Source organism: Pantoea sp. SORGH_AS_0659 (genome assembly GCF_031453915.1).
GTDB lineage: Bacteria > Pseudomonadota > Gammaproteobacteria > Enterobacterales > Enterobacteriaceae > Pantoea > Pantoea leporis.
The window spans coordinates 241,777-262,937 of the sequence record NZ_JAVJAK010000003.1; the positions used below are offsets into that span (position 1 = coordinate 241,777).

Below are 21,161 nucleotides of genomic sequence, written 5' to 3' on the forward strand. Positions count from 1 at the left end.
GGGATGGTCACCAAGAGTTAAAATTATCGACATCCCTGCCTCAACCATTCACCTGCCCGAAAGGGTTGTAAAATGTGTGTGCGATCAGAGATATTGATGCGGCTATTCGCAGCGCAGGTGACGAAAGGGAAGGGAGCAAGGTGAAAACGTCGGGAACCAATCTGGAACACGCACGGGCGCACAATCGCCGCGTGATCATTGAAGCCATTCGCCTGCACGGCGAATTGACCCGCGCCGAGCTGGCTCGTCTCACCGCCCTGACGCCGCAAACCGTGTCGAATATTGTGGCGGAGCTGGAGCAGGCCGAACTGCTCACCAGCCGAGCGCCGCGCAAACAAGGACGCGGGCAACCGGCAATTCCGGTGACGCTTAATCCCGCCAGCGCCTTTTCGATCGGCATCCATCTTGATCACCAAACGCTGCTGATTGTGCTGGTGGATCTCACCGGCGAAATTCATTTTCGCCGCCTGATTCTGGTACAAAAGCCCCAGCCGGATGCCACATTAGCGCGCATCGCCGACGTGCTCAGCGAAATTAAAACGCAGCTGGGCGATCGCTGGCAGAAAGTGCTGGGCATTGGCGTGGTGATGCCCGGTCCGTTTGGTGTTGAGGGCATCTCGTCAATGGGGCCGACCACGCTGCACGGCTGGGAACAGGTGAATATCGAAGCCAAACTCGCCGCGATGAGCGGCGTGCCGGTGACGTTGGAAAACGATGCCACGGTGGCAGCAATTGGTGAGCGCTTTCATGGCGTCGCGCGTCAGCTCAATTCGTTTGTCTATCTCTACATCGGCACCGGTTTGGGCGCTGGCATCATCATGGATGGGCACGTCTATAGCGGCCATGCGCATAACGCCGGCGAAGTCGGGCATGTGGTGGTGGAGCCGGGCGGACGCGAATGTTACTGCGGCAACCACGGCTGTTTAGAACGCTATGTTTCACTGCAGGCGGCGTACGAGTTTTGCGGGCTCGATCCGATGACCGCTTTGCCGGAAGATTTGCTGGAAGTCGATCCGGCGCTGTTCGATAAATGGATCGATAGCGTGTTAACGCCGCTGCGTCAGGCGATTAACCTGCTGGAATGCATCTTCGATGCCGAAAGCGTGATAATCGGCGGCATGATGCCTGCGGTGCTGCTGGATAAAATCATGCGTCGACTGCCGCCGCTCTATCAGTCAGTGCGCGGTCGCTACCTCACCGGAACACGCGTAAAGATCGGTATGACCGGCAGCGATACCGCCGCGCTGGGTGCCGCCGCGCTGCCGATTTTCGACGAGTTCAATCCACAGTTTAACGTGTTGATGAAGTAGCGGCCTAATCATGCCGCTACCTTCACTGCCGTTTTCCGCTTCTCCTTCATCTTCCAGCAAAGCCACAGCGCAATGAACCACACCGGCGAAGCGGCTAGCGCGGCGAGCGTGTCGGAATCAAATATCATGATCACTACCGAAAACAGGAAGAACATCAGCGTCGCCCACGCCATCATCCTGCCGCCGGGCATCTTAAATTTGGATTTTTGATGCAGATCCGGACGCTGCCGGCGGTACACCAGATAAGAGACCAGAATCATACCCCAGCAATAGATCACCAGAATGGCGGCCAGCGTCGAAACGATGGTGAACAGTGTTGTCACATTCGGCACCAGGAACAGCAGCAAGGTGCCGCTCAGCATGCAGAAGCAGGAGAACAGCAGGCTGCGCAGCGGGATACGCGTGGTGCGTGAAAGAATACGAAACTGCCAGTGCGCATGCTTCTCGATCGATAAGCCGTATAACATGCGGGTGCTGGAGTAGACGCCGCTATTGGCGGAAGACATCGCCGAGGTGAGTGCGACGAAATTAATGATCGCTGCCGCCGCAGGCAAGCCGGCTTTGGCAAACAGCGTCACGAACGGGCTGGTATCCGGCGATACCCCTTGCCAGGACGTCACCGCGATGATCACCATCATCGAGAGCAAGTAGAAAATCACAATCCGCAGCGGCAGAGAGTTGATCGCGCGCGGCAAAATTTTCTCGGGATCGCGCGTTTCTGCCGTCATGGTGCCGAGCAGCTCAATGCCGGTGTAAGAGAAAATCGCGATCTGAAAACCAGCCAGAAAACCGGTGATGCCATGCGGCATGAACACCGCAGGATCGGTGAGGTTGTGCACCGAGGCTTTAACGCCATCCGGCGAGGTCCAGCCGGTAAATACCATCCATCCGCCGGTGATGATCAGCGCGATGATGGTGATCACTTTGATCAGCGCAAACCAGAATTCAGCTTCACCAAAAGCCTTCACCGACAACATGTTAAACAGACACAAAATACCGAGGGTAAATAACGCGGGTATCCACGCCGACATTTCCGGGAACCAATACTGCATATACGCGCCGCATACCACCACATCGGCGATGCAGGTTACCACCCAACTTAGCCAGTACGACCAACCGAGAAAGAAGCTGGCTTTGGGGCCGAGATAATCACTGACAAAATCGGCAAACGAGCGATAGTCGAGCCGACTAAGCAGCACTTCCCCCATTGCCCGCATCACCATATAGCTAAAAAAACCCACCAATAGGTAGATGATTAATATCGAGGTTCCGGCTACCGCAATATTGCGTCCCGCGCCCATAAACAGCCCGGTACCGATCGATCCGCCCAGCGCGATCATCTGAATATGGCGTTCGCTCAGCCCTCGCTGCAGTTTTTGCGGGGCGTCGTGAGCCCGAGCAGGCTGAATCTGCCCTTGTGTAGGTTTGTTAGACACAATGATTCCTTCAGTCTGGCGAAAAGACGCATGACGATGCCTGCCCGCAAGCATCAATGGCAAATATGGGTTGAACCTTAAAGAGGCACGTTTAAATAGATGAAAGAAAAACGAAATTAATAAAACGCTAATTCATGATGGAGGTTTCCAGCTGGGTTTTACTCATCGTGGTGGCGAGTGTTAACAAAGTCAATGCGGAAAAATAACAGTTTATTCACTTTTTGATGACCATCAAAGAACTGAAAAATAGGGATAAAATCAAAATTTATGCAATTAAGTGCATAATTAATGCATGGATATGCGCCGTATGTGGCTCTTTTTTAATGCTTAGTTATTCATTTATTCAGGCATTTTTGTGTCGAAAAAGTTAAACCCCTCTTATTTGGCCTGACCCGCTTGTCTGAAAAGGTGTTAAATTACTTTCCGTCTAGTGCAATGCATTACCTTTCCACGTCTTTTCAATATAAATAACTCTGAACCTACAGGCTTCTCATGGAAAAGTTATCTTACGCTTCTGAAAGCAGTACATCTCCCTGGACTACCTACCTGAGCCAAATTGACCGTGTTGCGCCTCATCTTGGTGAATTGTCTCGCTGGATAGAAACCCTGCGTCACCCCAAAAGAGCACTGATTGTCGACATCCCGGTGCAGATGGATGACGGCTCGATTCGCCACTTCGAAGGCTATCGCGTACAGCACAATCTCTCACGCGGGCCGGGCAAAGGGGGCGTGCGTTACCATCCTGCTGTCGATTTGAATGAAGTGATGGCGCTATCCGCCTGGATGACCATCAAGTGTGCGGCGGTTAACCTGCCTTATGGCGGCGCCAAAGGCGGCATCCGTGTCGATCCGCACTCGCTGTCTGAAGGTGAACTGGAGCGATTAACCCGCCGCTACACCAGTGAAATCGGCCTGATTATTGGCCCGCAGAAAGATATTCCCGCACCCGATGTCGGCACCAATGGCAAAGTGATGGCGTGGATGATGGATACCTACTCCATGAATCACGGCACCACCATTACCGGTGTGGTCACCGGTAAACCGATCCATCTTGGCGGCTCGTTAGGGCGTGAGAAAGCGACGGGGCGTGGCGTATTTATTACCGGTCGGGAAGTGGCACAACGCTCCAATATCACCATTGAAGGCGCACGCGTGGCGCTGCAGGGCTTTGGTAATGTCGGTAGCGAAGCCGCGCGTCTGTTCGCCGAAGCCGGTGCGCGTGTGGTGGTGATTCAGGATCACACCGCAACCTTACTCAACGAAGGCGGTATTGACTTAGCCGCGTTGACTGCATGGCAGATCGAACATAAACAGATTGCTGGCTTCCCTGGCGCGCGAGAGATCGACAGAGAGCAGTTCTGGACCACCGCCATGGATATTCTGATCCCGGCGGCGCTGGAAGGACAAATTACCCGCGAGCGCGCAGAAGTTATTAGTGCCAAACTGGTACTGGAAGGGGCAAACGGCCCAACTTATCCGGATGCAGATGATATGCTCGCGAGTCGCGGCGTGCAGGTGGTGCCAGACGTAATCTGTAACGCTGGCGGGGTAACGGTGAGTTACTTCGAATGGGTGCAGGATATGGCGAGTTTCTTCTGGAGCGAAGATGAGATTAACCAGCGTATGGACCGCATCATGACCGAAGCCATGGTTCACGTTTGGGACAAGGCCGCCGAAAAGCGCTGCTCGCTGCGCACTGCCGCTTATATCGTTGCCTGCGAACGTATTTTACTGGCACGTAAAGATCGCGGTATTTATCCGGGCTAATTAATTATATTTTAAGTTTATTTAAATTAAAGGATAAACGCCTTCGTAGTGGGCAGAGGGCGTTTATCTTCGCTATTAAGCGAGGTTTACGCCGCGTAAACCTGACCAGCACCTTGCGGCGGATTGAGTAATCATCACCGAAGGATCCTCACTGAACTCGCTCACCAAAGTGACCACCCGGTCGGTTAAACTCCTTATATTCTCGCTGCCTACATAAACGTATTCATTGGTGGGTAACACATAAGTGTAGCCTTTCTCGCACACCAAGCTACGCGCGAAACCATTCTCAAGCATCGCATAGAGCAATTCAATTTGCGCGCCAGCGGTGGGTTCTTTCAATTCGATACGGATAGTATAACTGAGCATGATATTATCTCCGGTGGCTTAATTTAAGTTTACTTAAGTTTAATTGACAAGAAATGAATTTCATTTTTTTAAGATAAATCTTAGCGCGAATTTATAAGTGATGACCGCCGTTAACAGTAAATACTGGCCCTATTAAGCGCAGCGACAAAAAGGGTTAAATAATAGTTATTAAATTACTCTTTTATTACGTTCGGCTTAAATAAGTTTATTTTTAATTAAAGACAGCCGACTCCACGCAGACTATAATTATTTTATGGCTCACTTTGGGCTGATTACTAAAAAGTGTACAAATAGTATCCGCAACGGGCGATTTTAAAGATTTTTATTAATTAGTATTTATCTCTGCCCATGAGGAGTAGCGGATGAACTTAAGCATCACGGATTTTTATGTCTTTAGTCAGGCAGATACAGAAGGGTGCTGCAATCTACACCGCGATAGTTGCCGCCTGGCTCCTGCCTATGATAATCGTGTGTTCATGGGATCATTTTATTCTCCTGACCATGCCTGGCAATATTTCCACACGCATTATCCCAACAGCCGAGCGGTATTTTGCTTGTTATGCATGAAAGAATAATGTGTGAAAAACCTTCTGCCTGAAAAATAGCGGCAGAAGGTTGTATTTAACTTTAACGAGCAGGAAAGAAACTGGCCAGCAATGGATGTTTTACCCGCTAGCACAACGCATCTAAGCCGTTCCAACCTCACTGTGATGAATATAGCCTGCCACCGCACGCCGCGTAAGCTGCGCCAGCATCTGCTGCGCACCATCTGCTGCATTGTGCTGACACAGTGCGATGCCCATATTTCCCGCCGCGGGCAGCAACGCATTCAGGTGATTGAATCGCTGGCGGCGCCGCGCTTTATCTACGATCGCCATTATCTCAGCGGTGGTCGTAGCGATCGCTATGTTTTGCTGAACATCGTGGCAGGCAAACCGCGCAGCGCGGAACAGAAGCGGAGAACCTATCGGGTGTTGAGTGAACGGCTGCAACAGCGGCTCAATCTCGATCCCAATGATTTAATGATCATCATCCAGCAAACCCAGCCCGAAGACTGGAGTTTTAGCGGCGGGAAGATGTTGGATTTGGGGATGATAGTTTAGAGCCGCACAAATCGTAGCGGCGCGATATATCGCGCATTGGTGCATAAACTTCATGCGTAATAAATCGCGCCGCTACAGCGTGTACGCTTTGTAAAAAGCAGTCATTCCATTACCCAATGCCCCTCACTCACCTCACGATAACGTCGCGCTTCGGGCACAAATCCCAATGCACGCACCGGGCTTTTCAGCTCGCTGATGTCAATCTGGCGCTTCACATGACGTCGCGCCGGATCGGGCACCGGCACCGACGACAGTAATTTGCGCGTGTAATCATGCTGCGGATTTTCAAATATTGCCGCGCGCGGGCCGATCTCGACGATTTCACCCAGCAGCATCACCGCCACGCGATGACTGATGCGCTCAACCACCGCCATATCGTGGGAAATAAACAGATACGACAAGCCGAGGCTCTGTTGCAGGTCGAGCAGCAGATTGATGATTTGCGCTTTCACCGTGACATCCAGCGCCGACACCGATTCATCGGCGATGATCATTTTTGGATCAAGCATCAATGCGCGAGCAATGCAGATACGCTGGCGCTGGCCGCCGGAAAATTCGTGCGGATAGCGTTTCATCATGTCAGCGGATAACCCGACGCGCTCCATCAGCGAGGCGGCTTTCGTGCGCGCCTCGGTTTTGCTGCCTAAACGATGTTGCAGAAAAGGCTCGGTAAGCGCTTCCAGCACCGACATGCGCGGATTGAGGCTGGCAAATGGATCCTGAAAAATCATCTGCATGGCGCGGCGCAAAGTGCGCAGCTCATGAACAGAAAGATTCAGTACGTCGTAACCATCAAAGGCCACTTCACCCGCGTCGGGTGTGACGAGGCGCGTCAGTGAACGTCCGGTGGTGGATTTTCCACAGCCCGATTCACCAACCAGCGACAAGGTTTCGCCCGGCATTAGATCAAACGAGATGTTCTCCACCGCATGTACCGCGCCGGTTTTGCGGCTGAATACGCCTTCGTGGATGCTGAAGCGGGTGCTGAGATTTTTCACCGACAGCAGCGGCTGCTGCGATGTCGATACAGGGTTGGTCTCAGATGCGTCGCGCGGGTCAAAGGAAAACTTACGCGGCCCAGCAATGCCGCGCATTGCACCAAGCTGCGGCACGGTCGCAATCAGCGTGCGGGTGTAATCGGCAGCGGGCGCGGAAAAAATCGCGGGGGTGGTGCCGGTTTCCATCACATCGCCTTGATACATCACCAGCGTGCGATCCGACACTTCTGCCACCACGCCCATATCGTGGGTGATAAACAGCACCGCCGTGCCTTCCTCTTCCTGCAACGTCTTGATCAGGTCAAGAATCTGCCCCTGAATGGTGACGTCCAGCGCGGTGGTCGGTTCATCGGCAATCAGCAGTTTTGGCCGCAGCGCCAGCGCCATCGCAATCATCACGCGCTGGCGCATGCCGCCGGAAAAGTGGTGCGGATAATCATTGAAGCGTTTCGCCGCGTTGGGAATACGCACTTTCTCCAGCAGCCGAATGGTCTCTTCACGCGCGACGCGTTTACTGATTTTGCGGTGATTGATCAGCGCCTCAGCAATTTGATTGCCGATGGTGAACGACGGATTCAGGCTGGTCATCGGCTCCTGAAAAATCATCGCCACCGCATTGCCGCGAATGTCACGCATGGTGGATTCACTCAGCGTCAGCAGATCGACGCCGTTCAGCAGCACTTTGCCGCTGACCCGCGCGTGGCGCATGTTGAGTAAGCGCATGATCGCCATCGAGGTGACGCTTTTCCCCGAACCGGATTCACCGACAATCGCCAGCGTTTCACCGGCATTAACGGTGAGCGACAGGTTCTTTACCACCTCGCGCCAGTGATCCTCAACGCGAAAGGCGACGGTCAGATTTTCGATGCGCAGCACCGGTTCGACTGCTGAAGCGGGCGCGTTCATTTCGCTGCCATAAAGCGTGCCGATAAGTGGCTAACCGGCAGATAAGTGAAATCGGTATCGAACGGATAGGCGGGCTGCAATTTGCGCTGGCGAGTTAAGCGTTCCACATATTGATCGACTACGCCTTCCGACAGCGCCATCAGGTTGGGATTGGCCAGCGGGGCCAGCTCCGGCGACAAATAACCGGACTTCACTACCACGATTTTAGCCGCTGCAGGATTGAGGCCGAGCAGGGCGAAATCCGCCAAGTTGTGATAGGGACGGCGACGGTCGGCGACCACCAGCGTGATGCCGTCGGTTTGCAGCAGCGCCTGTTTCGCCAGCGAACGCGCATCATCGCTGAGATGTTTCACCACAAATTCGGCCTGCACTTTGCCGCCGGCCGGATCGAGTGATGCGCCAACGGTCAGCGTTAAGCTTGCGCCAACGCCAGCAGCAAAGGCCGCGTCAGTGGCCGGTTTATCGGTGATACCAGCCACGATCACCTGCTGCGCATCCTGGCGAATCAGTTCCGCCAACACATCCGCGCGATCGCCGACGCCGCCGCCGGTGGGATTATCCCCAGAATCAGCCAGAATCACCGGCGCGGTTTCGCTGGCGATGGCCATGCTGACGCACTCTTCAATGCTGCCGGTGACGCAGCCAAAACTAAATTCATCGCGCGCCTGCCAGTAAGCCAGCGCCAGTTTAGCCGCCTGTTCCGCCAGCACATCGGCATCGGTGCCGGTCATGATCGCGGCGGCGGTGGCGCGCGGTTCATCGGCCCAGACGTAACCGACCATCAGCGACGCATCCCAGACGTGCTCCAGCTGGTTTATCGCGGGCAAACGGGCATACAAACTTTTGGCGGGTTCATCTTCGGTGCTGGTGCGTTCACCGGGTAACACCACCGGAATCGGCGCCCACACCACGCCGGGTTTGACGCCGGTTTGCAGGCTTTTCACCAGCATCGATACCGAGCGGCGCATGGTCTCTTCGACATCGATGTGCGGCGCAGTGCGATAGGTCGAGAACATATCGATGGCATCAATGATGCGTTGCGTAACGTTGCCGTGCAGATCGTAGCTGACGGTGATCGGGCACTCCGCGCCGACTAACTCGCGCGTGGCGCTGATCCAGTCGCCTTCGGCATCTTCCATGCCTTCAACATAAACCGCACCGTGCATCGCGAGATAAACGCCATCCACCGGCAAATGTGCCGCGAGGCGCGTCAGAAAATCCTGCTTAAAATCGTCGTAGGTGACGCGCGCCACCGGACCACCGGCGATGGCGCGCGCGTGGAAGGTCGGCAGAAACTCGGCATCATAATCCTGCAAAAAGGCGAAATAAGGATTGGTGGTCAGTTCATCCCCGCGCACGATGCGGAAGTCGTCGGCATAATTCAGCACCGGATTATAAGTACTGCACTCAGTATGAATGCCACCAAAAGCAATGCGCATAGCAGCCTCCGCTAGTCGGGTAAATGAATGATAAAACGATACGCCGCCACACTGGCTGCGGCTCTGGCCCAGCTCTCTTCGTTGATCACCATGCTGGCGATCGGGGTTTTGCCGATAATCGACGGCAGCACATGGCTGTCGATGGCCTGCATCACCACGGTTTTAAGCAATCCATCAAACGCATTGGGCTGATGCGCAATCACAATCAACTCGGGATCGTTCATCTGGATAATATTGGCGATGGATAAGCCCAGCGCATGACCGGCCTGATGCAAAATGGCAATCGCCGCGCTGTTACCTTTCACCGCCAGCGCTTCCAGTTCGGTAATCGATTCACACTCTAGCGCTTTATCACGCACGCTTTCGCGGATGGCGGTTAACGAGGCCAGCGTATCGAGGCAGCCGCGTTTGCCGCAGCGGCAGGGACGTCCGCCGGGCTCGATGGTGCAGTGGGCGATTTCACCGGCAGCGCCGTGCGCGCCCCGATGCAGTTGGCCCTGAAAGAAATGCGCCGACCCAATGCCGTCACCGTGCGAGATCAGGGTGAAGTTGCGCGTCTTTTTTGCCACGCCGAAAATCTTCTCGCTCACCGCCAGCGCTTTGGCATCGTTTTCTAACGACACTTCCAGCCCGGTTTGCTGTTTTAGCAGTTCCGCCAGCGGCACGTTCTTCCAGCCCAGCAGCGCCGACTGCACGCAAATCGCCTGATGTTCATCGACAAAGCCGGAAAGCGTCACGCCCAGGCCAATCAGCTGATCCTGCGTAATTGATTTCTGCGCAATCAGGTTCGGGATCGCCGCTGCAATGGTTTTTGCCAGCTGCGGTGGATCGAGATTCAACGGCATCTGGGTGGCGGCCAGCGTGCGGCCGTGCATATCAATCAGCACTAATACCACGCGTTCGTCCAGCAGCGAGGCACCGAGAAAATAGGCGCTGTCGGCACGCATTTTTAATAACACCGATGGGCGACCCTGGCCGCTGGATTCCGGAATACTCTCTTCCAGCAATCCGGCCTGCAGCATCTCTTTCACCAGCGTGCTAATTGCGGCTTTGCTTAATTTCATTTTTTCCGCAAGCACGGTGCGGCTCATGCCATGCGACGCAATAAGTAAGCGCAGAATTTGTTGCTGGTGGGCATTGAGCATTGAAGTTCTCACAGCGTTAGCACTATGCGCTGACAATAATAAGGACAGAAAACAAATACAACGCTATTTAGTTAAATTTCTGAATGTAGATCTGATTATAAGTAAATTATATGAACCAACCTATTGGCTTTTGTTTGGTGAGTGTGGCTTATATAGCGGCAAGCTTGTCAAATACGATGGATGACATTATCGATTCGCGTACATTCCGTAGCGGCGCAATTCATTGCGCAATAAATTGCGCCGCTACCGAATGTGCGTGGTGAAAATGACGAGCGTTCATTCACCGATCATTTCAATGATTCATTGAGGGCCTTCATGGAAAGCAAAAATAAGCATTTCAAGGTACTGACGCTGGCCGGCTGTTTACTGGCGTCGATGGCGAGCGCCTCCGTTTTTGCCAGCCAGCTGGTGATCATGCAGAACGAACCACCGCGCAGCATGGATCCTGGCAACCAAACCGCGACCTTTACCGGCACGGTGCTGGACCCAATGTACGAAGGCCTGACGCGTCTCGGTGATGACGGCAAAATCATTCCGGCATTGGCATTATCCTGGACATCCGATGACAGCGGACTTAACTGGACCTTTACCCTGCGACCCAATGTGAAATTCCACGACGGCACGCCCTTTAATGCCGATGCGGTAGTGGAAAACTTCCAGCGTCATTTGAATACGCAGCGCGGTTTAGCGGGTAGTGGGAAAATTCGCACCTTTATTCAGGACGTGAAGAAAAAAGACGATCTTACCGTCACGTTTCAGCTGAAAAAAATCAATCCGGCTTTTTTAACTGTTTTAGCCTCCGGCCCAGGATTAATGGTGAGCCCAAAAGCGGACAAGGCGGGCAGTATTAACAATAAAGCCGACGGCACCGGGCCTTATAAACTGGTGCAGTACAAATCCGGTGAATATGTACTTGAACAAAAGAATCCCGACTATTGGGGAAAATCTTCCGGGCCGGATGAAATTAAATGGACGTGGAGCAGCGAGCCTTCGGTGATGAATATGGCGCTGCAATCGGGTCAGGTTGATATTATTAACCCGGTGCCGCCGCAGTTTGCCGGCATGTTAAAAAACAACGCCAACGTAAATCTTAAACAGTCGCCGGGCGCGGCGGTGTTCTGGGTCGATCTCAATACCCAAAGCAAAGCGCTGAGCGATGTGCGCGTGCGTCAGGCGCTGAATTTCGCCACCGACCAGCAGGCGCTGGTGAAAGCCATCATGTTTGGTTATGCGCAACCGGCAAACTCCGCGTTGGCACCGGTCGATCCCAACTATGACAAAAGCTTGCATGACTATCCGTACGATCTGCAAAAAGCCAAAGATTTGCTGAAAGCGGCGGGCTACGCCGACGGTTTCCCGATGTCGATTGCGGTGCAGGCGCCGGATGCGCGTACCGCACAAGTGCTGCAGGGCATGTGGAGCAAAATCGGCGTGAAACTTAACGTGCGCCAGATGGAGAGCGGCGTGTGGACCAAAGCGGCATTTGCTGATGGCAAAGAGAAAGCCGCGCAGGGCACCGATGCGGTGCTCGCGTCCTGGTCTTCCGGTTTATATGGCTCAGATCTGCAGCTGCGTCCGCTGTATCACACCAGCAGCTTTGCGCCGGGCGGGGCCAATCTGGGCTTCTTCAGCGACAAGCAAACCGATGATCTGATCGATACCGCCGCATCCACACTCGACGATGCCAAACGCAAAGATCTCTACTTCCAGGCGCAAAAACAGATCAGCGGATTAGCGCCGCAGGTGCTGCTGTTCTATCAGGACGATCTCTATGCCGCACGTAAAAATATCAGCGGCGTGGTTATGCAACCGGGCGGACAAATCGTCGTGCGCGACGCAGTGAAGCAATAACCTCATGGCTGATGTGATATGAAAGCGTACGTCGCAAAAAAGGTGCTTTCGCTGCCGTTAATCATTTTCGGCGTGTCGATTATCGTGTTTATCGCCATCCGCGCGCTGCCGGGCGATCCGGCGCGGCTAATGGCGGGACCGGAAGCGCCGCAGGAAGCGGTGGACAGTATGCGCGTGCGGCTGGGGCTCGATCAGCCGCTGCCGCTGCAATATGTCAAGTTCGCGGCGGAAGCGCTGCACGGCAACCTTGGCTTGTCGTTGCAGTCGCAGCGTCCGGTGATGACGGAGATCAGCGAGCGTTTGCCGTACACCTTATCGCTGGCGGCGCTGGCGTATCTGCTGGCGATTGCGATAGGTGTTCCGGCGGGCATGACTGGCGCCATTTATCGCCAGCGGATTCCGGATCAAATCGTGATGGTGTTGACCATTGCCGGTGCGTCGATTGCCAACTTCTGGCTGGCGCTACTGGCGATGAATTACTTCGCGGTCGAGTTGGGCTGGTTACCGCTGCTGGGCGCCGATTCGTGGAAAAACTACATCATGCCCACGGTTACGCTGGCAATCCTACCGATGGCGATGATCGCCCGCATGACGCGTTCCAGCATGCTGGATGTGCTGAGTCAGGATTACATCCGTACCGCCAAAGCCAAGGGATTATCCTCCGCCAGCATTAACTGGAAGCATGCGCTGCGAAATGCACTGATCCCGATTGTCACCATTGTGGCGCTCAACTTCGGCAGCCTGATTGGCGGCGCGGTGGTCACTGAATCGGTGTTCAATTGGCCGGGCATTGGCCGCTTGCTGGTGGATTCGGTGCGCTACCGCGATTATCCGGTGATTCAGGGCGTGACGCTGGTGGCCGTGACTGGCGTGGTACTGATGAATCTGGTGGGCGAAATCCTGATTGGCTTGCTCAATCCAAAAATAAGGTTCGACTGATGAACAGCATTGATACTTCCGTGCTGCCGCCGCGTTCGCGCAGCCGACACCTGATCAGCACTTTACTGGCAAATCCGTCCATTGCCATCGGCGGTGCGTTAGTGCTGCTGGTGGTGCTCGCCGCCGCGCTGGCCCCGCTGATTACCCATTGGGATCCGGTGGAGCAGGATCTGCTCAACACCTTGCAAGCGCCGTCGGCCGCGCACTGGTTTGGCACCGACGATTATGGCCGCGATATTTTTTCGCGCGTGATTTACGGCGCGCGTATCACGCTGTTTGAAGTGAGCCTCAGCGTCGCGATCTCCATGGTGATCGGTATTCCGCTCGGCATCATTTCCGGCTTAGCGGGACGCAAGATGGATGCGCTGATCATGTGGGTAATGGATATCATCTTCGCCTTTCCCGGCATCGTGCTGGCGATTTTGATCGTTAGCGTGCTCGGCGAAGGACTGACCAATATGCTGATCGCCATTTCGCTGTTTTCGATTCCGGTGTATGCGCGTCTGAGCCGCAACCTGACGCTGGGCCTGAAGAACATGGAGTACATCGAAGCGGCGCATATGCTCGGGGTGCGCTATCCGCGCATCATTACGCACTACATTCTGCGCAACTCAATTGGACCGCTGATTGTGCAATCCACGCTGACGGCGGGCGCGGTGGTGCTGTCCGCCGCCAGTTTGTCCTTCCTCGGTTTAGGCGTGCAGCCGCCGATGCCGGAGTGGGGCACCATGATGAGCGATGGGCGCAACTTCCTCGGCCTGAATATTTATGTGTCACTCTTCCCTGGATTGGCGATTTTGATTACCGTGCTGGGCTTCAATGTGCTGGGCGACGGTTTGCGTGATGTGATGGATAAACGTTTATGAGAAGACAATCTGCGGTGATTTGCCTCGATCTGGGCGGCTCTTTTATCAAGCTAGGCGTGATGAATGCGCAGGATCAATTAATCCTGCTCGATCAGCATAAAATTCCGGCTACCAGCTGGGACGATTTCACCGCGCTGGTACGTCGCATGATAGCCCAGCATCACCTGCAGTTTACCGCCAGCAGTGCGGTCGCGATCTCCACCGCGGGCATTGTGGCACCCGAAACTGGCGAGATATTTGCCAGCAATATCCCCGCGTTTCACCAGCACAGTTTGGCGAACGAGCTGGGCGCGCTGCTGCAACGCCGGGTGATTGTGCATAACGATGCCGACTGCTTCACGCTGGCGGAAGCGCTGGCGGGCGCGGGAAAAGGTCACAAAGTGGTGTTTGGCGCGATTCTGGGTTCGGGCGTTGGCGGCGGATTGGTGGCAGATGGCCGCATCATTACCGGGCAAAACGGATTGACCGGCGAATGGGGACATGGGCCGATCACGTTAACCGAAGTGGAGATTGGTGGCGTCACGCGGCGACTGCCGCGTAAGGCGTGTCCATGCGGGCAAAAGGGCTGTCTCGACAGCTACGGCGGTGCGCGCGGGCTGGAAAATCTGCATCAGACGTTACATGACCGCACGGCGAGCAGCGTTGAGATTATCGAATGCTGGCAGCAGCAGGATGCGCTGGCGCAGCAAACCGTTCAGGCATGGCTGCAAATTGTCGGTCAGCCGCTGGCATACACCATCAATATCACCGGCGCGTCGCGCGTGGCGGTGGGAGGCGGATTGGCATCGGTGGCTCCGCTGATCGCGGCGTTAAATGAGGTGGTGCAGGGTTACGTATTACGCCGCACCGCACATCGTCTGGTGGTGCCAGGTGAGTTCGCGCATCACGGCGGCATGATGGGCGCAGCGCTGTTGGCGCTGCAGAATACGCATACTCCTTAGCGGCGCGATTTATCGCGCAATGAATTGCGCCGCTACGGAAGCGGGATTTTGCGCTATCATAAGCCGCTCACTCTGCTCAGTCCTGACGATGATTGTTTCAGGCAATCACGATCCTGACTGAGTTCTTCACTTGCGGTTCGGAAAACTCATGTCATCAGTACAACCCCAACTTACTCAGCTGCCGGATGAGGCATCGCTGCCGCGTCAGAGCGTGCTAAAAGCTTTGTTCGCGCTCGGCACCGGCGGCTTTGCCATTGGTACCGGCGAATTCGTCATCATGGGACTGCTGCCCGATGCAGCCAAAGGTCTCAACGTATCGATCCCCTCGGCCGGGCATCTCATCAGCATCTATGCGCTGGGCGTGGTGATTGGTGCGCCGCTGCTGGCGGTGCTGGGCGCGCGCGCTTCACGTCGTAATTTCCTGATGACGCTAATGGGCCTGTTTGCCGCCGGCAACCTGCTGAGCGCCATAGCGCCGGGATACTACTCGATGCTGCTGGCGCGTTTCCTCGCCGGTTTCCCACATGGCACCTTCTTCGGCGTGGCGGCGCTGGTCGCAGCCGGTTTGGTTGAACGGCGCAAACGCGCGCAAGCGGTCTCGATGGTGCTGTTCGGCCTGACCATCGCCAACTTACTCGGCGTGCCCGCCGTCACCGCTATCGGCCAATGGTTTGGTTGGCGCGATGCCTTTGCCATTGTCGGCGGTCTGGCGCTGGTGACCTTGCTGCTGATCTGGCTGTGGGTGCCAAACGTAGCGGGCGACAAAAATGCCAGCCCGCTGCGCGAATTGTCGGCGCTGACGCGCAAACAGGTACTGCTGACGCTGGCGATTGGCGCGGTGGGCAGCGGCGGTTTGTTTTCGGTGTTTAGCTACGTGAAGCCGACCATGACCGAACTGGCGCAGATGCCGGTGAGCTGGATCCCGGCGGTGCTGGCGTTGTTTGGTTTAGGCATGATCATCGGTAACATCGCTGGCGGTCGTCTGGCCGATCGCGGCATTGAAAAGACCATCCGCATTTTGCTGATCTGGTCATTTTTGGTGCTCAGCGCCTTCGTGTTTGCCGCGCATTATGCGCTGGCAGGTGCCATCAACGTCATGCTGGTGGGCACCATGGTAGCGCTGGCGGCGGTGTTGCAGATCCGTTTGATGGATGTTGCCGGTGATGCGCAAACCATGGCGGCGGCAATGAACCATTCGGCGTTTAACCTCGCTAACGCGCTCGGTGCATGGCTGGGCGGCGTGACCATTTCAGCTGGTCTGGGATGGCAATCCACCGGTTGGGTAGGCGCGATTCTGGCGGTGTTGGGTCTGCTGATCCATGCGGTGGCGATGCGCGATGCGCGCCGTAAATCGATTACCTTTGCACACGAAAGTCATTAACACCCTACCTACCGTAGCGGCGCGATATATTACGTATTGCCGGGATGGGCACATTGCCGCCCTTGATATGCGCATTAGATCGCGCCGCAACGGGGACTTAATTTTTACGCCAACTTCTGCTGCAAAAATGTCATAAACACCCGATTGATCTCACTGCGCTGACGGTGCTGCGGATAGAGCGCATTGAGATGGAGCGAGGTCGGCTGCCACTCTTCCAGCACCTTCACCAGCTCACCGCTCGCCAGCGCTGGCGCCACAATAAACTCTGGCAGCATAATCAGACCCAATCCGGCCACTGCTGCGTCGCGCAGCATTTCCCCGTTATTACTCACCATCGGCCCATGCACGCTAATCACTTTGCGCTGGTCGCCGTTAAACAGTTCCCAGCCGGTCTGGCTTTCGCGCCCGTAGCGCAGACACAAATGCTCGCTCAGCTCCTCCGGCGTTCGCGGTGCGCCTGCGCCCTGCAGGTAGGACGGGCTGCCGCAGATCACGCGGCGGAACTCGCCCAGTCGCCTGGCGATCAAACTCGAATCTGGCAGCGTACCGATGCGAATCGCCATATCAAATCCTTCACCCACCATATCGACATGCCGATCCGCCAGTTCAACCTGAAACTGCAACCCCGGATGCTGGCTGAGAAACTCGGCAATAAACGGCGACAAATGGCTGATACCAAACGACATCGGCACGCTCAGGCGGAAGCTGCCCTGCAGCACCTGACGACGCCCCGATACCGCCAGCTCGGCTTCCTGCACATCATCGAGAATGCGCTGCGCGTGCTGCGCAAACAGCTGGCCGTTATCGGTTACCGATAACTTCCGCGTGTTGCGATTCAGCAGCCGCGCGCCAAGCGACTCCTCCAGCGCGGCGATGCGGCGGCTGACATACTGCTTCGACAGCATCAGCTGTTCGGCGGCAGCGGTGAAGTTGCCAGCTTTGATGACGGCTACATAAATACGGAGATCTTCAATCTGCATATTGTCCACTTTTCGGTGACAGTCATTGTCATTTTGACGCATTGTTAGGCAAATCAGTTTACGTATACTTGTTTGCAACGGGAAGGGCAATCGCCTCCCAACAGCAAATTTGAGGAGCAGACCATGATTGAACAACGCCTGTCAGAACAACGCGGAGTGGGTGACCACGGTTGGTTGAACTCGCATCATACGTTCTCTTTTGCCAGTTACTGGGATCCAAAACAAACCGGCTTCTCAGATTTGCTGGTGATCAATGATGACCGCGTTGCACCGGGTCGCGGTTTTGGTGCGCATCCGCACAACAACATGGAGATCATCTCCTACGTGCTGGAAGGCGCGCTGGAGCATAAAGATTCCATGGGCACCGGTTCGGTGATTGTGCCGGGTGATGTGCAGCTAATGAGCGCCGGCAGCGGCGTCACGCACAGCGAGTTTAACCACTCGAAAACGGACAACGTGCACTTCCTGCAGATCTGGATTGTGCCTGGCGAACGTAATTCGCCTCCCGGTTATCAGCAGATTTCAGTGGCGGAACGTGACAAACGCGGTCAGCTGCGCCTGATTATTTCGCCGGCAGGGGATAACGGTTCACTCAGCGTGCGTCAGGATATTCGCGTTTATGCCGGACTGTTCGACGGTGTCGAGCAGCAAACCTTCGCGTTGGATGCCGATCGTTACGCCTATATTCACGTGGCTCGCGGCAGCATCGAAGTGAACGGCGTGAAGTTCAAAGAGGGCGACGGTGCACGCGTTCGCAACGAAAGCGCGCTGCAGTTTGCTAACGGTGATGATGCGGAAGTGCTGGTGTTTGATCTGCGTCCGCTGGAAGTGAATCATCCACAGCGTTAATGACGAATAGCAAGTACTTTGTTCGTTAGACTATTTTACGAGATGACTGGCACTATTCTGAAAATGAGCCGTTGAAGGTCATCATAAATAAAAAGGGAGCGCCTGAAGAGGTGCTCCCTTTTTAATGCATCAATCAATCGACAAATTATGGATCGCTAACACTGCGCGCGCCGCTTCTTTGCCTTTCTTAATGAAATGCTCGGTATAGAAGTTTTCAATCACATCAACCGGCTGGAAATTATGTGGCGTTAAAGAAACGGAAAATACCGGTACGTTGGTGGTCAGCTGCACATTCATCAAGCCATCAACCACCGCAGCGGCAACGAAATCATGGCGATAGATACCGCCGTCAACCACCAGCGCAGCGCAGACAATCGCATCGTATTTGCCGGTTTCGGCCAAACGCTTAGCCAGCAGCGGCATTTCAAATGCGCCAGGCACTTCCAGCACTTTTAATTCCGCTTCTACGGATTGATCGGCTAATTCTTTTTCAAAACCCACCAAGGCATTATGGACAATTTCTTTGTGCCAGCCGGCTTTAATAAATGCAATTTTAATATTGTTCATGGTTATTCCGACATCACCTGTAATGTTTTCTTGCGCATAAAATAATGTGTTTGTATACCATATGTTACGTTTGTGATCCACAAAGCCTAAGTAGCGATAAATGCCGTGATGCTAAATGCCACGTAAAGCATCCGGTTATTCCGCGCTTGACGGCGACCATCGCCTGCAATACAAATAGACGCGTCGGGGGAGTCTCGCCAAAGAGACTGAGAGGCTAATAGCGCACTGCGCGGTTTAGCGACCCTTTGAACCTGACCCAGTTGATACTGGCGTAGGAAGACTGACAGTCTTTATCATTGGGCTGTCTGGCGCTCAAACCAGCTCGATGTATGCGCCATTTCCCTTCTCCTGTATCTGCGGGTCTCAGCTAACACTGAGAGGCCGATGTGAATTCCCCCTGTTTGAACATCCTGGAACCGGCGCTGTGAGCCGCTGGAGCGTGCTTGGCTGCGGCGTGGCGGGCCTATGCGTAGCCACTTTACTAGCGGAACGCGGTGAAGACGTTGAGGTGATGGGCGATGACGCGCGCCGCCCGGCATCGTGGTTTGCTGGCGGCATGCTGGCGCCCTGGTGTGAAGCCGAGAGCGCGCCGCGCGATGTTATCACTCTTGGGCAACACGCCGCCGCGTGGTGGCAACAGCGCGTCAGCAGCGTCGAGCATCAGGGCACGTTGGTGGTTGCGCCGCCGCGCGATAGCCAGGAACTCAACCGTTTCGCCCGCATGACCGAGCAGCATCAATGGGTCGATCCCGCCAACATTGAACCGGCGCTGGAAGGGCGCTTTACGCGCGGTCTGTTTTTCGCCGGTGAAGCGCATCTCGATCCGCGTCTGGCGTTGCAGGAGATGCGTGACGCGCTGATCGCGCGCGGCGTGTCATTCAGCAATCACGCGCCGAGCGGCCAAATTATCGATTGTCGCGGCATCCACGCTGCGCCGCAACTGCCGCGCCTGCGCGCGGTGCGCGGCGAGATGCTGATTTTGCACAGCGATGAAGTGCAGTTTTCCCGCCCGATTCGTCTGCTGCATCCGCGTTTTCCCTGCTATCTGGTGCCGCGTCGCGGCGGCCATTTTATGCTCGGCGCCACCATGATTGAGAGCGACGATGCCAGCGCCATCAGCGCGCGCGCCATGATGGAGTTACTCAGCGCCGCCTATGCCATCCATCCCGCATTAGCCGAAGCGCGCGTGATTGAGAGCGGCAGCGGGCTGCGTCCGGCTTATCCGGCGAATCTGCCGGAAATCCACTATCACAATCACACCTTTTATCTCAACGGCATGTATCGCCACGGTTTTCTACTGGCGCCAATGCTGGCAGAGCAGCTGATGCAACGCATTTCTGGGGAGCTCAACTATGAATATTCAGCTTAACGGCCGCCTCATCAACACGCAGGCAACAAGCCTGAGCGAATTGCTGATCGAGCAGCAAATTGATGTGGCCTGCGTCGCCACCGCCTATAACGGTGCGTTTGTGCCAAAAAGTCAGTACGACACGCAGCGGCTGGATGAAGGTTGCCAGCTTGAAGTGCTGTCACCGATGCAGGGAGGTTAAGCGATGTTTTACGATTTTGAACCGCAATCACGCTTCCTGCTCGGCACCGCTGGCTATCCTTCACCCGCTATTTTGCAGCAGGCGATTGCCACCGCTGGCACCGACATCATCACCGTCAGTTTGCGGCGCGAAGGCGCGGCAGGCGCGGCATTCCGCGAACTGCTGACCAGCCTCAATATCCGCGTGTTACCGAATACCGCCGGTTGTCACACGGTAAAAGAGGCCGTCACCACCGCGCACATGGCGCGCGAACTGTTCAACACCGCGTGGATCAAACTGGAAGTGATTGGTCATGCCGACACGCTGCAACCCGATCCTTTCGCACTGGTGGAAGCCGCGCGCATCCTCAGCGCAGAGGGTTTTCAGGTATTTCCGTACACCACCGAAGATCTGATCGTCGGCGAAAAGCTGCTGGCGGCGGGCTGCGAACTGTTGATGCCGTGGGGCGCGCCGATTGGTTCCGGCCAGGGTTTGCGTAACATCGACGGCCTGCGCGCCATGCGTGCGTGGTTCAGCGACATCCCGCTGATCATTGATGCGGGCATTGGCGCGCCGTCGCAGGCGGCGCAGGCGATGGAAATGGGCTTCGATGGCATTTTGCTCAACACCGCCGTCGCCAAAGCCGGCGATCCAATCGGCATGGCCAACGCTTTCCGGCTGGCGATTGAAGCCGGACAAGCCGCGCGCGCTGCCGGACTGATGGAGAAGCGCGATATGGCAGCCGCGTCCACGCCGATCTTCGGCCTGGCAAATCTGAGTTAAGGACG

The 21,161-nt window shown here is 55.4% G+C and carries 20 protein-coding genes and 1 riboswitch; of the genes, 13 read left to right on the plus strand and 7 right to left on the minus strand.

Annotation, left to right across the window (positions count from 1 at the left end; genetic code table 11):
* The first annotated feature begins 140 nt into the window (after positions 1-140).
* Positions 141-1,310, plus strand: coding sequence for an ROK family transcriptional regulator (locus Q3H59_RS22260; RefSeq protein ID WP_277975106.1), 1,170 nt, complete (start codon positions 141-143; stop codon positions 1,308-1,310).
* A gap of 8 nt (positions 1,311-1,318) precedes the next feature.
* Here Q3H59_RS22260 and Q3H59_RS22265 read toward each other — a convergent pair whose 3' ends face one another.
* Positions 1,319-2,746: an amino acid permease gene (locus tag Q3H59_RS22265; protein ID WP_277975105.1), complete on the minus strand. Its 1,428-nt coding sequence runs from the start codon at positions 2,744-2,746 to the stop codon at positions 1,319-1,321.
* A gap of 492 nt (positions 2,747-3,238) precedes the next feature.
* On the opposite strand from Q3H59_RS22265, the gene Q3H59_RS22270 reads away from it, so the two are divergent.
* Complete coding sequence (locus tag Q3H59_RS22270; protein ID WP_110866711.1) at positions 3,239-4,513, plus strand: Glu/Leu/Phe/Val dehydrogenase; 1,275 nt, start codon at positions 3,239-3,241, stop codon at positions 4,511-4,513.
* A gap of 75 nt (positions 4,514-4,588) precedes the next feature.
* Here the strand turns inward: Q3H59_RS22270 and Q3H59_RS22275 are convergent, their stop codons facing one another.
* Entirely contained in the window at positions 4,589-4,879 is a 291-nt protein-coding gene (locus tag Q3H59_RS22275) for a hypothetical protein (RefSeq protein ID WP_101761060.1), read from the minus strand.
* 362 nt (positions 4,880-5,241) lie between these two features.
* Between Q3H59_RS22275 and Q3H59_RS22280 the strand changes: the two genes are divergently transcribed.
* Together Q3H59_RS22280 and Q3H59_RS22285 are read left to right on the plus strand one after the other, a co-directional pair.
* On the plus strand, positions 5,242-5,454 hold the full coding sequence (locus Q3H59_RS22280; protein WP_101761059.1) for a hypothetical protein: 213 nt from the start codon (positions 5,242-5,244) through the stop codon (positions 5,452-5,454).
* 81 nt (positions 5,455-5,535) lie between these two features.
* Positions 5,536-5,982 (plus strand): tautomerase family protein, encoded by a 447-nt coding sequence (locus Q3H59_RS22285; RefSeq protein WP_309837326.1) that lies wholly within the window; start codon positions 5,536-5,538, stop codon positions 5,980-5,982.
* 101 nt (positions 5,983-6,083) lie between these two features.
* Here Q3H59_RS22285 and Q3H59_RS22290 read toward each other — a convergent pair whose 3' ends face one another.
* The 3 genes from Q3H59_RS22290 to Q3H59_RS22300 are packed head-to-tail and all read right to left on the minus strand — an operon-like array spanning position 6,084 to position 10,470.
* Positions 6,084-7,886 carry an ABC transporter ATP-binding protein gene (locus tag Q3H59_RS22290; protein WP_309837328.1) on the minus strand — a complete coding sequence of 601 codons (1,803 nt, stop codon included), beginning with the start codon at positions 7,884-7,886 and terminating at the stop codon, positions 6,084-6,086.
* Positions 7,883-9,325 (minus strand): M81 family metallopeptidase, encoded by a 1,443-nt coding sequence (locus Q3H59_RS22295; RefSeq protein ID WP_309837330.1) that lies wholly within the window; start codon positions 9,323-9,325, stop codon positions 7,883-7,885. Before Q3H59_RS22295 ends, Q3H59_RS22290 begins: the two co-directional genes overlap by 4 nt.
* Positions 9,326-9,336: 11 nt before the next feature.
* Entirely contained in the window at positions 9,337-10,470 is a 1,134-nt protein-coding gene (locus Q3H59_RS22300; protein WP_309837332.1) for an ROK family transcriptional regulator, read from the minus strand.
* A 315-nt stretch (positions 10,471-10,785) separates the two neighbouring features.
* Between Q3H59_RS22300 and Q3H59_RS22305 the strand changes: the two genes are divergently transcribed.
* From Q3H59_RS22305 to Q3H59_RS22325, 5 genes are all read left to right on the plus strand, one after another.
* Positions 10,786-12,321, plus strand: a complete 1,536-nt coding sequence (locus Q3H59_RS22305) for an ABC transporter substrate-binding protein (protein WP_280173231.1) — start codon at positions 10,786-10,788, stop codon at positions 12,319-12,321.
* A gap of 18 nt (positions 12,322-12,339) precedes the next feature.
* Positions 12,340-13,260, plus strand: coding sequence for an ABC transporter permease (locus tag Q3H59_RS22310; protein ID WP_008108101.1), 921 nt, complete (start codon positions 12,340-12,342; stop codon positions 13,258-13,260).
* The gene (locus Q3H59_RS22315; RefSeq protein WP_137387230.1) at positions 13,260-14,126 is read left to right on the plus strand and encodes an ABC transporter permease; all 867 of its coding nucleotides are present in this window, start codon (positions 13,260-13,262) and stop codon (positions 14,124-14,126) included. The genes Q3H59_RS22310 and Q3H59_RS22315 overlap by 1 nt, the downstream gene beginning before the upstream one ends.
* Entirely contained in the window at positions 14,123-15,067 is a 945-nt protein-coding gene (locus tag Q3H59_RS22320) for an ROK family protein (RefSeq protein WP_309837335.1), read from the plus strand. The genes Q3H59_RS22315 and Q3H59_RS22320 overlap by 4 nt, the downstream gene beginning before the upstream one ends.
* A gap of 148 nt (positions 15,068-15,215) precedes the next feature.
* Positions 15,216-16,448, plus strand: a complete 1,233-nt coding sequence (locus Q3H59_RS22325; protein ID WP_101761051.1) for an MFS transporter — start codon at positions 15,216-15,218, stop codon at positions 16,446-16,448.
* A gap of 104 nt (positions 16,449-16,552) precedes the next feature.
* Here Q3H59_RS22325 and Q3H59_RS22330 read toward each other — a convergent pair whose 3' ends face one another.
* Entirely contained in the window at positions 16,553-17,428 is an 876-nt protein-coding gene (locus tag Q3H59_RS22330; protein WP_192234573.1) for a LysR family transcriptional regulator, read from the minus strand.
* A gap of 123 nt (positions 17,429-17,551) precedes the next feature.
* Here Q3H59_RS22330 and Q3H59_RS22335 point away from each other — a divergent pair, with 123 nt between their 5' ends.
* Positions 17,552-18,277, plus strand: coding sequence for a pirin family protein (locus tag Q3H59_RS22335; RefSeq protein ID WP_101761049.1), 726 nt, complete (start codon positions 17,552-17,554; stop codon positions 18,275-18,277).
* 129 nt (positions 18,278-18,406) lie between these two features.
* On the opposite strand, the gene Q3H59_RS22340 is transcribed toward Q3H59_RS22335, so the two are convergent.
* Positions 18,407-18,844 (minus strand): 6,7-dimethyl-8-ribityllumazine synthase, encoded by a 438-nt coding sequence (locus Q3H59_RS22340; protein WP_101761750.1) that lies wholly within the window; start codon positions 18,842-18,844, stop codon positions 18,407-18,409.
* 175 nt (positions 18,845-19,019) lie between these two features.
* Positions 19,020-19,139: riboswitch (TPP riboswitch) on the plus strand.
* Positions 19,140-19,268: 129 nt separating this feature from the next.
* Between Q3H59_RS22340 and Q3H59_RS22345 the strand changes: the two genes are divergently transcribed.
* The 3 genes from Q3H59_RS22345 to Q3H59_RS22355 are packed head-to-tail and all read left to right on the plus strand — an operon-like array spanning position 19,269 to position 21,156.
* Positions 19,269-20,213, plus strand: a complete 945-nt coding sequence (locus Q3H59_RS22345) for an FAD-dependent oxidoreductase (RefSeq protein ID WP_309837338.1) — start codon at positions 19,269-19,271, stop codon at positions 20,211-20,213.
* Positions 20,197-20,394, plus strand: coding sequence for a sulfur carrier protein ThiS (gene thiS / locus Q3H59_RS22350; RefSeq protein ID WP_101761748.1), 198 nt, complete (start codon positions 20,197-20,199; stop codon positions 20,392-20,394). The genes Q3H59_RS22345 and thiS overlap by 17 nt, the downstream gene beginning before the upstream one ends.
* A 3-nt stretch (positions 20,395-20,397) precedes the next feature.
* Complete coding sequence (locus Q3H59_RS22355) at positions 20,398-21,156, plus strand: thiazole synthase (protein WP_309837341.1); 759 nt, start codon at positions 20,398-20,400, stop codon at positions 21,154-21,156.
* Positions 21,157-21,161 lie beyond the last annotated feature (5 nt).

Bases quoted from the DNA above. Each gene is read 5' to 3' on its own strand.
- Q3H59_RS22270 (WP_110866711.1), top strand. From the start codon at position 3,239: ATGGAAAAGTTATCTTACGCTTCTGAAAGCAGTACATCTCCCTGGACT.
- Q3H59_RS22275 (WP_101761060.1), bottom strand. From the start codon at position 4,879: ATGCTCAGTTATACTATCCGTATCGAATTGAAAGAACCCACCGCTGGC.
- Q3H59_RS22280 (WP_101761059.1), top strand. From the start codon at position 5,242: ATGAACTTAAGCATCACGGATTTTTATGTCTTTAGTCAGGCAGATACA.
- Q3H59_RS22285 (WP_309837326.1), top strand. From the start codon at position 5,536: ATGGATGTTTTACCCGCTAGCACAACGCATCTAAGCCGTTCCAACCTC.
- Q3H59_RS22290 (WP_309837328.1), bottom strand. From the start codon at position 7,886: ATGAACGCGCCCGCTTCAGCAGTCGAACCGGTGCTGCGCATCGAAAAT.
- Q3H59_RS22295 (WP_309837330.1), bottom strand. From the start codon at position 9,325: ATGCGCATTGCTTTTGGTGGCATTCATACTGAGTGCAGTACTTATAAT.
- Q3H59_RS22300 (WP_309837332.1), bottom strand. From the start codon at position 10,470: ATGCTCAATGCCCACCAGCAACAAATTCTGCGCTTACTTATTGCGTCG.
- Q3H59_RS22305 (WP_280173231.1), top strand. From the start codon at position 10,786: ATGGAAAGCAAAAATAAGCATTTCAAGGTACTGACGCTGGCCGGCTGT.
- Q3H59_RS22310 (WP_008108101.1), top strand. From the start codon at position 12,340: ATGAAAGCGTACGTCGCAAAAAAGGTGCTTTCGCTGCCGTTAATCATT.
- Q3H59_RS22315 (WP_137387230.1), top strand. From the start codon at position 13,260: ATGAACAGCATTGATACTTCCGTGCTGCCGCCGCGTTCGCGCAGCCGA.
- Q3H59_RS22320 (WP_309837335.1), top strand. From the start codon at position 14,123: ATGAGAAGACAATCTGCGGTGATTTGCCTCGATCTGGGCGGCTCTTTT.
- Q3H59_RS22325 (WP_101761051.1), top strand. From the start codon at position 15,216: ATGTCATCAGTACAACCCCAACTTACTCAGCTGCCGGATGAGGCATCG.
- Q3H59_RS22330 (WP_192234573.1), bottom strand. From the start codon at position 17,428: ATGCAGATTGAAGATCTCCGTATTTATGTAGCCGTCATCAAAGCTGGC.
- Q3H59_RS22335 (WP_101761049.1), top strand. From the start codon at position 17,552: ATGATTGAACAACGCCTGTCAGAACAACGCGGAGTGGGTGACCACGGT.
- Q3H59_RS22340 (WP_101761750.1), bottom strand. From the start codon at position 18,844: ATGAACAATATTAAAATTGCATTTATTAAAGCCGGCTGGCACAAAGAA.
- thiS (WP_101761748.1), top strand. From the start codon at position 20,197: ATGAATATTCAGCTTAACGGCCGCCTCATCAACACGCAGGCAACAAGC.
- Q3H59_RS22355 (WP_309837341.1), top strand. From the start codon at position 20,398: ATGTTTTACGATTTTGAACCGCAATCACGCTTCCTGCTCGGCACCGCT.